Source organism: Streptomyces sp. NPDC005435 (assembly GCF_040703155.1).
In the GTDB taxonomy this organism is placed as follows: domain Bacteria; phylum Actinomycetota; class Actinomycetes; order Streptomycetales; family Streptomycetaceae; genus Streptomyces.
The window spans coordinates 65,675-78,391 of sequence record NZ_JBEXEQ010000002.1 but is presented as its reverse complement, the minus strand read 5'-3'; the positions used below and the strand labels follow the sequence as shown (position 1 = coordinate 78,391).

The window sequence follows — 12,717 nt, the reverse complement described above, 5'->3', positions numbered from 1 at the left end:
ATGTGCGAGCCGCCCATGTGGATACGGCGAGGGGGCCGCCCGGCGCTCTGCCGGACGGCCCCCTCTTCGGCCGTGGCCGCTAGCTCGGGTTCTTCTCGATGACCGCGGTCCGGTTGCCGGTGCTCAGCAGGGCCTGGCGCAGGGCGCCGTAGACGTCCTGGACCGTGACCGGCGTCTTCTGGCCGGTGGCCCGGGTGATCAGGACGCCGTCGAAGGTCTTGCCGTACAGCTCCGTCAGGGCCGCCTGGTCGGGGGCGTCGACCAGCTTGCCGCCGGAGACCGCCTTGACCCTGAGGAACTTCCACAGGGAGTTCTGCGGGCTGAAGGTGACCTGGTGGACGGCGTCGGTGCGGACGGTCGCGAGGCCCGACATCGCGGGCTTGGCGAACTCCTTCATCTCCCGGTCGACCTCGGCGTTGGAGACCGTCGGCTGCTTCTCGATGGTCGGCACGGTCACCGGGATCGCGTCGCCGGTCTCGACCAGCGTGCGGTACGCCCGCTGGACGGCGTCGGTGGAGCGGGCCACGTCGATGGCCCGGCCCGCCTTGCCGTACACCGGCACCGCCTTGCCCGCCTCGAACTTGATGCCGCCCTCGACGACCGAGCCGGAACCGCCGCCGGTGTTCGCCAGCGCGGCCTGGAGCTTCTCCTCGTCCACCGGCATGTCCGGCTCGACGACGCGCTTCTGGCCGAAGAGCGAGCCGATCACGGAGACCGGGTTGTAGTCGCTCTTGGCGGCCTTGCTCACGGTCGCCTGGTAGTCGAACTGGAGCCCGGCCTTGTCCGGCGTGAGGGTCACGGTCTTGCCGCCCACCTCGAGCCGGAGCGGCTTGAGGCCGTTCCTGCCGAACGCGTCGTCCAGCTTCTTGACCGCGTCGTCGCGGGTGCCGCCGCCGATGTCGACGCCGAGCACGGTGGTGCCGCTGGGCACGTCGCTGCGGTTCATCAGCAGCCCGGCGCCGTAGGCACCGCCCGCGACGACGACCACGGCGGCGACGAGCAGGACGAGCTTGCTGCGGCCCTTCTTCTTCGGCTTGGCCGCCGCCTTGGACTGCGGGGCGGGGGCGGCCGGCTGGGGCGCGGCCGGGCCGCCGGGGCGGGCGCCGGGCGCGAAGGGGGTGCCGGCGGTGGCCGGGGCGCCGCTGTTGACGGTGGGTCCGGAGACACCCGGCGGACGGGCCCCGAGGGCCGCCTGGGGCTGCGGGGTCAGGACCGCGGTGTCCTCGCCGAGGGCACCGGCGGGCGCGAACGGGCCGTTGCCGGAGGCGCCGGGGGCGCGGAAGGCGGGCGGTCCGTCGAAGGGCTCGCCGGCGAAGGGCTCGCCGGGCTCCATGCCACGGGTGCCGGGGGCGCCGGGACCACCGGGGCGGCCGGGGCGGCCGCCGAGGGGCGCGTCGCCGGTGACCGGGCCGCCGGTCGGGCCCGCGGGGCCCTTGGGCCCGGGCGCGCCCGGGCCGCCGGGGCCGTTGAAGCCGCCGGTGCCGCCGGGACCGCGGCCGCTCGCACCACCGGCGGCGCCGCCACGGGCGGGACCGTCGGAGAAGTACGGGAGGTCGTCCCGGGTGGGCTCGCCGCCGGGACCACCGGAAGCACCGGGACCACCGGAGGCACCCGGCCCGCCGGAAGCGCCGGGCCGCGACCCGGCGCCGAGCGGGCCGGAGGCCAGCGCCTCGGTCACGTCGAAGGAACCGGTGCCGCCGCCGTGCCCGGGCGCGACCGGACCGCCGGTGGCACCGGGCAGCCCGGCACCGTTCGTACCGCCGGGACGGCCGGCACCGGCGCCGGCACCCGGCCGGGTCGGCAGCGGAGGCGTGCTGCCGCCGCTCTGACGGGTCGGCAGCGGGGGCGTGCCGGAGGCACCACCGGCCGGACGGGTCGGCAGCGCGGCCTGGCCGCCGGACGGCAGCGCGGGCGCGGAACCAGCGGTACCAGCGGCACCGCCGGCACCACCAGCACCACCGGCACCACCGGCGCCGGGGGCGACACCGGCGGCGGCACCGCCGGGCATCCCGGCACCGTTCGTACCGCCGCCCTTTCCGCCGGACTTGCGAGGCGCGAACCAGTCGCTGGTCTTCTCCTCGGCCTGCGGCGCGGCGGGCTCGGGAGCGGGTTCGGGGGCGCTGGTGTCCGGCGCGGCGACGGCCTCGGGCCGGGCCTCGGTGGCCGGTTCGTCCCCGGCGCTCTCGCCGTCCCCGACGGTCTTGCGCACGACGACCGGCGGGATGGGCCGCGATCCGGGGATGTTGATCCGGATGCGGGTGGTCAGCGTGGTCTCCGTCTTGCGCTCCTCGGAGCGCGCGCCCGAACGGCTCGCGTCCGTACCGCCGTCGGCGGCGGAGGAGGTCCCGTACGGCGGCGTTCCGGAGGGATATGCGGCTCCGCCGCGCCCGTTGCTCCCGGAGGACGGAGTGTCAGTTTCACGACTCAAGGCAGGTTCTCCCGGTTGGCTCCGCCGCCCGTCATGACCTCAGCGGGCTTCTCGGCGGCGCGCACCACCATACTGGCCACTTCTGGCGCGTATCCCACGACCGTCGGGGAAACCCGCACGGGACCCGCACGGACCCGCACGCTTGCGGCACGAAGTGGTACGTCACTTGCCAAGTCGACTGGAGCCGCCCGGGGGTTGCCGCCCCGGCGCGAGGGTGGCGCAGATCACAGCGATGGCCATGCCGCCGAGCAGGAAGAAGTACGAACCGCCGCCCGCGCCGAAGAGGAAGTCGCCCTCGGGGCGGCTGGCGGTGAGCAGGATGACGGCGACGACCCAGCCGATGACCGGGGCGACGGCGCCGGAGCGGGCGCCCATCGCGTACGCCCCGCCGAGGAACGCGCCGGCCGCGCCCGCGAGGGCGAGCAGCAGGCCGCCCGGGAACCAGGCGTCCTGGATGAGCGATCCGGCGAGCCCCACGATGGCACCGAGCACGAACAGCCCGAACAGCGCGACGGCCCGCCCCGCGGAGGGCGGCCGCAGCGGCTGGGCGAGCATCGGCCCGCGTCCGTCCCCGCTCACGACGCCTCCTCGGTCCCGGCGAACAGGTCGCTCTCCCCGGGCTCGCCCGCGCCGCGCACCAGCTCGTAGTACTCGGTGGTGAACAGCGGCTGCGCGAGGTCGTTGGAGAGCGCGAAGTACGGTCCGGCCACGGTGATCTGGGTGGCGTGGGCCCGCATGGCGGCGGCCTTGGCGGCGGCGTGCGCGGTGCCGTCGACGGCGGTCGTGATCCGGGCGTCGTCCACGACACCGGGCAGGTCCCCGACGGCGGCGCTCTTGGGGAAGGGCAGGTTCGGCAGTTCCTCGGCGAGCCGGGCGAAGCCCTCCTCGGCGACGGACCTCGGAATCCGGTTCCAGTACACCTTGGCCACCTCGTACCCGCGCTCGGCGGCCACCTCCACGCCCCGCATGGCGACGCGGTGGGCCTGGATGTGGTCCGGGTGGCCGTACCCGCCGTTGTCGTCGTACGTGACGACGACCTGCGGCCGTACCTCCAGAATCACGTCGGCCAGCGCGCGGGCGGCCTCCTCGACGTCGGCCTGCCAGAACACCCCGGGCTCGTCGTTGTCGGGCAGCCCCATCATCCCGGAGTCGCCGTACCCGAGCACCCGCACATCGGTGACCCCCAGCTCGCCCATGGCGGCCGCCAGCTCACCCCGCCGGTACTCCCCGAGGGCCTCCCCGCTCAGCTGCCCCAGCTCCGGCGGAATGACCTCCCCCCGCTCCCCGAGCGTGCAGGTGACCAGCGTCACCCCCGCTCCCTCGGCCGCGTACTTCGCCATGGTCGCGCCATTGTTGATCGACTCGTCGTCCGGGTGCGCGTGCACCAGGAGCAGCCGCCGGGCGGGGAGATCCGTCATGGGTCCAGCGTACGAGCCCGGGCGGCGGGGCTCAGGAGGCGGGTTCGGGGGCGGGGTGTCGGCGGGGTGGGGCGGGAGCAGGGCGGCCGGGCGGTGGAGGGGGCCGTCGGGGAGACCGGCGGCCGGGGCGTGGCGGGGGAGTCGCCGGCCTCGCCCTCACGCGCCGTACCTGGACCGCCTTCGTCACAGGGATGCGGGGGCGCCGTCCTTCTCCCTGAGGGACGCCGACAGGGCGCGGGCCTCGTGTTCGGTCATCCGGGAGGTCTCGTACGGGACGGCGTTGACCCAGCGCTGGGTCAGCCGGGCGATCCGCTCGCCGTACCGCTCCGCCGTGAGGAGGTCGCCGCGCGAGCCGGCCTGGTCCGGGCCGAGGTCCGCGTGGCTCTGGCTCATCAGGCCGAGCCAGGAGCCGAGCCGGTTCAGGTCGTCGCGGGAGCCGCCGCTCCAGTTGTTGCCCGGCATGTCGGCGACGCCGATCCACTGCATGCCCAACTGTGCGGCGAACACGGACAGTTGCTGGAGGACCGTCAGCTTGTCCCCGCTCTGCGAGGCGGACATGGTGAAGCCGCCGGCCAGCTTGTCCTTCCAGCCCTGCGTGACGAACGGCGTGAACGCCGCTTCCATGAACGCCTTGAACACCGCCGACACGCTGCCCATCAGCGTCGGGCAGCCCAGGACGATCGCGTCGGAGCGGTCGAGCAGTGCCATCACCTCCGCGTTGCGCCAGCGGCCCTCGACGACGTCCTCGGGGCGGAGTTCGACGAGGTGCACCTCGGCGCCGGGGACGACGCGCGCGCCGTCGGCGAGGTGTTCGGCGAGGACCCGGGTGTGGCCGTGCACGGAGTGGTGGACGACGGTCACGGTGGCCTGGGGGGCGTCAACGCCGTTGATTGCCATGTGTGTTCACTGCTTCCGGTGGTAGAGGGTTCGGGTGCGGGGACCTCGTAGGGGGATCCCTGCTCACGAGTTCCATCCCACCCGCCGCGCGCCGGGGCATCAACGCCGAACTTCGGCACGCAGCGATCGGTCGCACCGATCGATCGCGTTAGCCTGGGGCCGTGGACAGGATGGAGCTGGAGGCGTTCGTCGCCGTCGCGGAGGAACTGCACTTCGGGCGAGCGGCCGTACGTCTGCACCGGGGGCAGCCGACCGTCAGCGACGCCGTCCGGCGGCTGGAGACCACCGTGGGCGGGCGGGTGTTCCACCGTACGAGCCGCCGGGTCTCCCTGACCGAACTCGGCGAGGCGCTGCTGCCGGACGCCCGCGCCGCGCTGGCCCAGCTGCGCCGCTTCGAGCAGCGGGGCCGCGCGCTGGCGGCCGGGGACCGGGCCCGTACGACGCTCGCCGTGGCGCACGCCGAATACACCGACCGTCAGCTGCTGTTGCGCTGCCTGCCGCAGCTGCGCGAGCGCTTCCCGGACGTGACGATCGTGCCGGCGGCGATGCCGACGACGGCCCAGCTCAGCGCGCTGCGGGCGGAGACGGTCGGGCTGGGCATCGGCTGGGCGAGCGACGGCATCACCGGCGTACGCGCGCGGGTGCTGTCCACCGAGCGGTTCATGGCCCTGGTCCCCGCGACCCACCCCCTCGCCGGGCGCCCCGCGCTGACCGCGTCCGAGCTCTCCACCGCCGACCTGCTGACCTGGCCCCACCAGCTCAACAGCGGCCTCTGTGACCGCCTGTTGGCCGCCTTCCAGAGCGACGGCGCCGACCTCCGCATCATCCGCACCGCCGACGACGTCCACGCGATCGCCGCCCACGTGGCCGCCGGCACGGGCATCGGCATCACCCTCGAACCGGCCCTCCCCACCCCCCTCCCCGGCCTCCGCCTCATCCCCCTCACCGGCCCCTCCACCACAGCCGACCAGATCCTCCTGACCCCGCCCGCCCCGACGGCCCCGGCAACGGCACTGCACGACCTGCTGCTGGAGGAGTCACAGAAGTGACCCTCCCGGAGTGAACCGGGCGAACGACTCCCGCTCGGGGTCGAAGAGGTACAGCAGCGGGCTCCCGTCACCCGCGACGGCCCGTACGAACTGAGCCCCCGGAGAGGCAAATTGGGCAAGGACCGCCGGCATCCACTCGTCCAGCACCGTCGGCGGCACCTTCGCCGCCCCGGACTGACGAGCACGCCACCCCGCTCCAGCCGCGCAGCCAGATCCCGCCGCTCCGTCGCCATGTCGGCCCTACGGCAGCCCTCGTTCAGCAGGCCGGCGGTCCACTCGGTGCCCCGCAGGGGCCCGTCAGAACTTGATGCTCCCGATCATGCTCGCCACGTTCGTCGTCAGCTCGCTGATCGTCGGGGCGATCGTCGAGGAGGCGAGGTAGAAGCCGAGGAGCATACAGATCGCCGCGTGACCGCCCTTCAGGCCTGACTTTTTGATCAGGAGGAAGACGATGATCGCCAGCAGCACCACCGCCGAAATCGAGAGTGCCACGGCGGCTCACCTCCAAAGGGTCCCGGGGACGCGGGGGGTTCGGACTATGGGGGTTGTCGTTCGGGTTCTGCACCGGTGGAGCAAGTCCACGCGGACGCCGCCTGGTTCATACCCACGCTGCGACAGTGATCATAACTATCCGTGCTCGCGCATCGCTCGGCGCACGGCCGCACAAGGGGGCGCATGGCCAATATGGTCGGGGTATGACAACCGAGGCTGAGTCCTTCCCCCGACGGCACGCCCGTACCCAGCGGTTCACGCTCGGCGCGCCGCGCGCCTTCACCGTGGCGCCGGACGGTTCGCGTGTCGTGTTCCTCCGGTCGGAGTCCGGCACCGACCGGACCAACTCGCTCTGGGTACTGGATACTTCGGACGGCACCGAGCGCCTCGCGGCGGACCCCCGCGCGCTGCTCGCGGGCGGCGACGAGGAGTTGTCGCCCGAGGAGCGGGCCCGGCGCGAGCGCAGCCGGGAGGGCGGTGCGGGCATCGTCGGCTACGCGACCGACGCGGCGGTGGAGTTGGCGTCTTTCGCCTTGTCGGGGCGGCTTTTCGCGGCCGAGCTGCGGGCGGGGACGGCACGTGAACTCCCCGTTCCCGGGCCCGTGATCGACCCCCGCCCCTCCCCCGACGGCCGGCACATCGCGTACGTCGCGGAGGGGCGATTGCGCGTGGTCGGCACGGAGGACGCCGACGACCGCGCCCTCGCCACCCCCGAGTCCGGCCACGTCACCTACGGCCTCGCGGAGTTCATCGCGGCCGAGGAGATGGACCGTTCGCGAGGCTTCTGGTGGTCCCCGGACTCCGACCGGCTGCTGGTCGCGCGCGTGGACGACACGCCGGTACGGCGCTGGTGGATCGCCGACCCGGCCCACCCGGAGCGTGAGCCACACCACGTCGGCTATCCGGCGGCGGGCACGGCCAACGCGGACGTACAGCTGTTCGTGATCGGGCTCGGCGGCGAGCGCACCGAGGTCGCCTGGGACCGCGAGCGGTACCCCTATCTGGCGCGAGTGCACTGGTCAGCGGCGGGTGCGCCGCTGCTGCTCGTGCAGTCCAGGGACCAGCGTTCCCAGCTCGTCCTGGCCGTGGACCCGGACACCGGCACCACCCGCACGGTGCACGCCGACGATGATCCAGTTTGGCTTGATCTTTTCCCTTCCGTGCCGTGCTGGACCCCCTCCGGACAGCTGGTCCGGATCGCGGACGAGGGCGGTGCGCGGGTCCTCGTCGTGGGCGAACGTCCGCTGACGGGACCGCATTTGCACATCCGTTCGGTACTCGATGTGGCGGACGGCGAGGTGCTCGTCTCGGCCTCCGCCGGCGAGGCCGCCGAGGACCCGGAAATCGGCGAGATCCATGTGTACCGGGTGAACGAACTCGGCGTGGAGCGGGTGTCCCAAGTGCCCGGTGTCCACACGGCGGTTCGCGGCGGCGACACCACCGTGCTGCTCTCCGCCACGCTCGCCAGCCCCGGCACCCGTATCCAGGTGCTGCGTGACGGAAAAGCGGCGGCCACTGTCACCTCGTACGCCGAAGATCCCGGTATGTCCCCCCGCGTGACCCTCACCGAGGGGGGCGCACAGAGAATTCCGTGCGCCGTGCTTATGCCTACGGACTACCCCGGTGACGCACCGCTCCCCGTCCTCCTGGACCCCTACGGCGGCCCGCACGGCCAGCGGGTGACCGCCGCCCACAACCCGTATCTGACCTCGCAGTGGTTCGCCGACCAGGGCTTCGCGGTGATCGTCGCGGACGGCCGGGGCACCCCGGGCCGCTCCCCCGCGTGGGAGAAGGCGGTCCACCACGACTTCACGCTCACCCTCGACGACCAGATCGAGGCCCTGCACGACCTCGCCGAGCGCTACCCGCTCGACCTCGGCCGGGTCGCCATCCGGGGCTGGTCGTACGGCGGTTACCTCTCCGCGCTCGCCGTGCTGCGCCGCCCGGACGTGTTCCACGCGGGCATCGCGGGCGCGCCGGTGACCGACTGGCGGCTGTACGACACCCACTACACCGAGCGGTACCTGGGCGACCCCGCCGAGGACCCGGCGGTCTACGCCCGCAGCGCCCTCGTCACCGACGACGGCCTGTCCGAGCCCGCCGAGCCGCACCGCCCGCTGATGATCATCCATGGTCTGGCCGACGACAATGTGGTGGCCGCACACACCCTGCGGCTGTCCTCGGCCCTGCTGGCCGCGGGCCGCCCGCACGAGGTGCTGCCCCTGTCCGGCGTCACCCACATGACCCCGCAGGAACAGGTCGCGGAGAACCTGCTGCTGCTCCAGGTCGACTTCCTCAAGCGGGCCCTGACGCCCGCTCAACCCGAGTGAACGGTGTTTAACACTCCAGCAACTCCACGGAAGTGGCACCGATATACGGACGCGCCAGACTGAAGAACGTACGGCCGTGCGGGTGCCGTGTACGGGCCGGGGTGGCCATGTCACCCCGGCCCGTTGCCGTGCGGTACCACCCCCCGCTCCGCCGCGAACAGACACGCCGACGGATGCGCCGCAGGCCCCGCCGCGTACCGGAACTCCTCCGGCACCGCCAGCTCCGGCACCTCCCGCGCGCACCGCTCCCGCGCCTTGAAACACCGCGTCCGGAAGCGGCACCCCGAGGGCACGTCGGCCGGCGACGGCACGTCCCCGGTGAGGATGATCCGCTCGCGGCGCGACCTGGCCTCCGGATCGGGCACCGGCACCGCCGAGAGCAGCGCCTGCGTGTAGGGATGCGTGGGGTGCTCGTAGATCTCGGTGTCCGTGCCGGTCTCCACGATCCGCCCGAGGTACATCACCGCGACCCGGTCCGCGAGGTGCCGCACCACCGAGAGGTCGTGCGCGATGAACACGTACGACAGACCGAACTCCGCCTGCAACCGCTCCAGCAGGTTCACCACCTGCGCCTGCACCGACACGTCGAGCGCGGAGACCGGCTCGTCGGCGACGATCACCTCCGGGCGCAGCGCGAGGGCGCGGGCGATGCCGATGCGCTGGCGCTGGCCGCCGGAGAACTGGTGCGGGTAGCGGTTCACGAAGTCCGGGTCCAGACCCACCACGTCCAGCAACTCCCGCACCCGGCGCCGCCGTTCGCCCTTCGGTGCCACCTCGGGGTGGATCTCGTACGGCTCCCCCACGATGTCGCCCACCGTCATGCGGGGGTTGAGCGAGGTGTACGGGTCCTGGAAGACCATCTGCACCGAGCGGCGCACGGCCTTCAGCGCGCGCCCGGAGAGCCGGGTCACGTCCTCACCCTTGAAGCGGATCGTGCCGGCCGTCGGCCGCTCCAGATGGCACAGCAGCCGCGCGACCGTCGACTTGCCGCACCCCGACTCGCCCACCAGACCCAGGGTTTCGCCCCGGCCGAGGGTGAAGTCCACGCCGTCCACGGCCCGTACGGCGCCGATCTGGCGGCGCAGGACGACTCCGCGCGTGAGCGGATAGTGCTTGACGAGGTCGCGGACCTCAAGGACCGGCTCAGCCATCGAGGCCACCCAGGCCACCGAGGCCCCCGGCACCCCCGCCGGCCCCCGTACCCCCGACGTCACCGAGGTCATCCCGGCACTCCCTCCAGAAGTGGCAGGCGCTGCGCCGCAGTTCACCCGCCTCGTACAGCGGCGGCGCATCCGTACGGCAGATGTCGCGCACCATCGGGCAGCGCGGATGGAAGGCACAGCCGGCCGGGACATGGGTGAGGTTCGGCGGCAGGCCCTTGATCGCGTACAGCTCGCGGCCCTTGTGGTCCAGGCGCGGGATGGAGTCCAGCAGGCCGCGGGTGTAGGGGTGGGCCGGGGCCTTGTAGAGGTCGTGGACGGGCGCGGACTCCACGATCCGGCCGGCGTACATCACCGCGATCCGGTCCGCCACGTCCGCGACCACGCCGAGGTCGTGGGTGATGAGCACGAGCCCCATGCGATACTCGCGCCGCAACTCCGCGAGCAGATCCATGACTTGAGCCTGGACGGTGACGTCGAGGGCGGTGGTGGGCTCGTCCGCGATGACGAGCGCGGGTTCCAGCGCGATCGCCATGGCGATCATGATGCGCTGGCGCATCCCGCCCGAGAACTGGTGCGGGTAGTCGCGCACCCGCTGGGCCGCGCCGGGAATGCGCACCTGGTCCATCAGCTCGACGGCACGGGCGCGCGCGTCCCGTTTCGACATGCCCCGGTGGACGACGAACATCTCCCCGAGCTGGTCGCCCACGGTGAGCACGGGGTTGAGGGCGGACAGCGCGTCCTGGAAGATCATCGCCATCCGGGCGCCCCTGATCCGGCGCCGCTCGTCCTCCTTGAGGGTGAGCAGATCGCGGCCCTGGAAGAGGATCTGCCCGCCGGTGATCCGCGCGGGCGGGGTGTCGAGGATGCCCATCACGGCCTGCGCGGTGACCGACTTGCCGGAGCCCGACTCCCCGAGCACCGCCAGGGTCTCCCCCGCGTCCACGGTGTACGACACCCCGTCGACCGCCTTCGCCACCCCGTCCCGCGTACGGAACTCCACGCGCAGATCCCGGACGTCGAGCAGCATCGCGCCGTCACCTCAGCTTCGGGTCGAGGGCGTCGCGCACCGCGTCGCCGAGCATGATGAACGCCAGCACGGTGACCGCGAGCGCCCCGGAGGGCCAGAGCAGGGCGTGCGGGGCGTTGCGGATGTACGGCGAGGCGGCGGAGATGTCGATGCCCCAGGAGACGCTGGGCGGCTTCAGCCCCACGCCGAGGTACGAGAGCGTGGCCTCCAGGGAGATGTAGGTGCCGAGCGCGATGGTGGCGACGACGATCACGGGCGCGACGGCGTTGGGCGCGATGTGCCGCAGCAGGATGCGGGTGTCGGAGGCACCGAGCGCGCGCGCCGCCTGCACGTAGTCGTGCTGTTTGGTGGTGATGACCGAGCCGCGCGCGATGCGGGAGATCTGCGGCCAGCCGAGCAGCACCATGAACCCGACGACGGGCCAGACCGAGTTGCTGGTGACCACCGACAGCAGCACGAGTCCGCCGAGCACGACCGGGATCGCGAAGAAGATGTCGGTGATCCGGGACAGCACCGCGTCCCCCGCCCCGCCGAAGTACCCGGCGAGCCCGCCGAGCACCGAGCCGAGCAGGGCGACCCCGAGCGTGGCGCACACGCCGACGGTGACGGACGTACGGGCGCCGTACACGGTCCGCGTGTACACGTCGCAGCCCTGGCCGTCGAAGCCGAAGGGGTGGCCGGGCGCGGAGCCGCGCTGGGCGTCGGCGAGGTCGCAGTCGAGGGGGTTGCCGGAGGCGATGGCGGAGGGCCAGAGGGAGATGAAGACCAGGAAGAGGATCACGAGCGCGGAGACGACGAACACCGGGTTGCGCCTGAGGTCGCGCCAGGCGTCGGACCACAGCGAGCGGGGTCTGCCGCCCGGTCCGGCGCCCCCGGGTCCGCCGCCCGCACCCCGCTCCAGGGCGCTCGCCTCGCCCGCCGCGAGGTCCATCGCGCCGCCCATGCCGGTCCCGGCGATGGCGCCGCCGTTGTCGTACCCCTGCTCAGGCATAGCGGATCCTCGGGTCGAGCACGGCGTAGAGCAGGTCGACCAGCAGGTTGGCGGCGAGGAAGACCAGCACGAGCACGGTGACGAAGCCGACGACCGTCTGGGTGTTCTGGCGCAGGATGCCCTGGTAGAGCTGGAAGCCGACGCCGTGGATGTTGAAGATCCGCTCGGTGACGATGGCGCCGCCCATGAGCGCGCCGATGTCGGTGCCGATGAAGGTGACGACCGGGATCAGCGAGGTGCGCAGCAGATGCCGGACGACGATCCGGTGCCGTGGCAGGCCCTTGGCGACGGCCGTGCGGATGTAGTCGGCGCGGCGGTTCTCGGCGAGGGAGGTGCGGGTGAGCCGGGTGACGTACGCCAGTGAGACGGAGGCGAGGACCAGTCCGGGCACGATGAGCTGGCCGAAGGGCGCCTCGGGGGCGACGGAGGGCCTGATCCAGCCCCACTCGACGCCGAGCAGCAGCTGGAGCACCAGGCCGGTGACGAAGGTCGGCACGGAGATGACGACCAGGGTGAGCAGCAGCACGGCGGTGTCCACGGGCCGCCCGCGCCGCATCCCGGTGAGGACGCCGAGGGTGACGCCGACGACGATCTCGAAGACGATCGCCACGAGGGTGAGCCGGATCGTCACCGGGAACGCGGCCGCCATCAGCTCGGTGACGGGCTGGCCGTTGAAGGCGGTGCCGAAGTCGCCGGTGAAGACGTTGCCCATGTAGGTCGCGTACTGCTGCCACAGCGGCCGGTCGAGGCCGAACTCCGCCTTCAGCTGGGCGGCGGTGGCCGGATCGCAGGCGCGCTCCCCGCACAGTCCGGCGATGGGGTCGCCCATCACGTTGACCATGAGGAAGATCAGCAGGGTGGCGCCGAAGAACACCGGGATCATCTGGAGCAGTCGCCGGACGACATAGCGCCCCATGGCGGG

The 12,717-nt window shown here is 72.9% G+C and carries 11 protein-coding genes; 2 read left to right on the top strand and 9 right to left on the bottom strand.

What is annotated here, in order from left to right; translation table 11 throughout:
- Positions 1-79: 79 nt before the first annotated feature.
- The 4 genes from AB0898_RS03380 to AB0898_RS03365 all read right to left on the bottom strand — a co-directional run bounded on the left by AB0898_RS03380 (position 80) and on the right by AB0898_RS03365 (position 4,743).
- Positions 80-2,428, bottom strand: coding sequence for a hypothetical protein (locus AB0898_RS03380; protein ID WP_366801118.1), 2,349 nt, complete (start codon positions 2,426-2,428; stop codon positions 80-82).
- A gap of 162 nt (positions 2,429-2,590) precedes the next feature.
- Positions 2,591-2,983 (bottom strand): DUF6113 family protein, encoded by a 393-nt coding sequence (locus tag AB0898_RS03375; RefSeq protein WP_366801365.1) that lies wholly within the window; start codon positions 2,981-2,983, stop codon positions 2,591-2,593.
- A 20-nt stretch (positions 2,984-3,003) separates the two neighbouring features.
- Entirely contained in the window at positions 3,004-3,846 is an 843-nt protein-coding gene (gene mshB / locus AB0898_RS03370; protein ID WP_366801117.1) for an N-acetyl-1-D-myo-inositol-2-amino-2-deoxy-alpha-D-glucopyranoside deacetylase, read from the bottom strand.
- A 183-nt stretch (positions 3,847-4,029) separates the two neighbouring features.
- Complete coding sequence (locus tag AB0898_RS03365) at positions 4,030-4,743, bottom strand: flavodoxin family protein (RefSeq protein WP_366801116.1); 714 nt, start codon at positions 4,741-4,743, stop codon at positions 4,030-4,032.
- A 170-nt stretch (positions 4,744-4,913) separates the two neighbouring features.
- Here AB0898_RS03365 and AB0898_RS03360 point away from each other — a divergent pair, with 170 nt between their 5' ends.
- Positions 4,914-5,792 carry a LysR substrate-binding domain-containing protein gene (locus AB0898_RS03360; protein ID WP_366801364.1) on the top strand — a complete coding sequence of 293 codons (879 nt, stop codon included), beginning with the start codon at positions 4,914-4,916 and terminating at the stop codon, positions 5,790-5,792.
- Positions 5,793-6,089: 297 nt separating this feature from the next.
- Here AB0898_RS03360 and AB0898_RS03355 read toward each other — a convergent pair whose 3' ends face one another.
- A complete protein-coding gene (locus AB0898_RS03355; protein WP_018544306.1) occupies positions 6,090-6,284 on the bottom strand; it encodes a hypothetical protein in 195 nt (64 codons plus the stop codon).
- Between the two features lie 203 nt (positions 6,285-6,487).
- On the opposite strand from AB0898_RS03355, the gene AB0898_RS03350 reads away from it, so the two are divergent.
- A complete protein-coding gene (locus tag AB0898_RS03350; protein WP_366801114.1) occupies positions 6,488-8,614 on the top strand; it encodes an alpha/beta fold hydrolase in 2,127 nt (708 codons plus the stop codon).
- Positions 8,615-8,724: 110 nt separating this feature from the next.
- Here AB0898_RS03350 and AB0898_RS03345 read toward each other — a convergent pair whose 3' ends face one another.
- Genes AB0898_RS03345 through AB0898_RS03330 form a run of 4 tightly spaced genes read right to left on the bottom strand, consistent with a single transcriptional unit; the run spans position 8,725 to position 12,711 of the window.
- The gene (locus AB0898_RS03345; RefSeq protein WP_366801113.1) at positions 8,725-9,765 is read right to left on the bottom strand and encodes a dipeptide ABC transporter ATP-binding protein; all 1,041 of its coding nucleotides are present in this window, start codon (positions 9,763-9,765) and stop codon (positions 8,725-8,727) included.
- Positions 9,758-10,804 carry an ABC transporter ATP-binding protein gene (locus AB0898_RS03340; RefSeq protein WP_366801112.1) on the bottom strand — a complete coding sequence of 349 codons (1,047 nt, stop codon included), beginning with the start codon at positions 10,802-10,804 and terminating at the stop codon, positions 9,758-9,760. Before AB0898_RS03340 ends, AB0898_RS03345 begins: the two co-directional genes overlap by 8 nt.
- 7 nt (positions 10,805-10,811) lie before the next feature.
- Positions 10,812-11,795, bottom strand: a complete 984-nt coding sequence (locus AB0898_RS03335; protein ID WP_366801111.1) for an ABC transporter permease — start codon at positions 11,793-11,795, stop codon at positions 10,812-10,814.
- Entirely contained in the window at positions 11,788-12,711 is a 924-nt protein-coding gene (locus AB0898_RS03330) for an ABC transporter permease (RefSeq protein WP_366801110.1), read from the bottom strand. The genes AB0898_RS03335 and AB0898_RS03330 overlap by 8 nt, the downstream gene beginning before the upstream one ends.
- Positions 12,712-12,717 lie beyond the last annotated feature (6 nt).

Coding starts and splice junctions, on each gene's coding strand:
- AB0898_RS03375 (WP_366801365.1), bottom strand. CDS start 2,983: ATGCTCGCCCAGCCGCTGCGGCCGCCCTCCGCGGGGCGGGCCGTCGCG.
- mshB (WP_366801117.1), bottom strand. CDS start 3,846: ATGACGGATCTCCCCGCCCGGCGGCTGCTCCTGGTGCACGCGCACCCG.
- AB0898_RS03365 (WP_366801116.1), bottom strand. CDS start 4,743: ATGGCAATCAACGGCGTTGACGCCCCCCAGGCCACCGTGACCGTCGTC.
- AB0898_RS03360 (WP_366801364.1), top strand. CDS start 4,914: ATGGAGCTGGAGGCGTTCGTCGCCGTCGCGGAGGAACTGCACTTCGGG.
- AB0898_RS03350 (WP_366801114.1), top strand. CDS start 6,488: ATGACAACCGAGGCTGAGTCCTTCCCCCGACGGCACGCCCGTACCCAG.
- AB0898_RS03345 (WP_366801113.1), bottom strand. CDS start 9,765: ATGGCTGAGCCGGTCCTTGAGGTCCGCGACCTCGTCAAGCACTATCCG.
- AB0898_RS03340 (WP_366801112.1), bottom strand. CDS start 10,804: ATGCTGCTCGACGTCCGGGATCTGCGCGTGGAGTTCCGTACGCGGGAC.
- AB0898_RS03335 (WP_366801111.1), bottom strand. CDS start 11,795: ATGCCTGAGCAGGGGTACGACAACGGCGGCGCCATCGCCGGGACCGGC.
- AB0898_RS03330 (WP_366801110.1), bottom strand. CDS start 12,711: ATGGGGCGCTATGTCGTCCGGCGACTGCTCCAGATGATCCCGGTGTTC.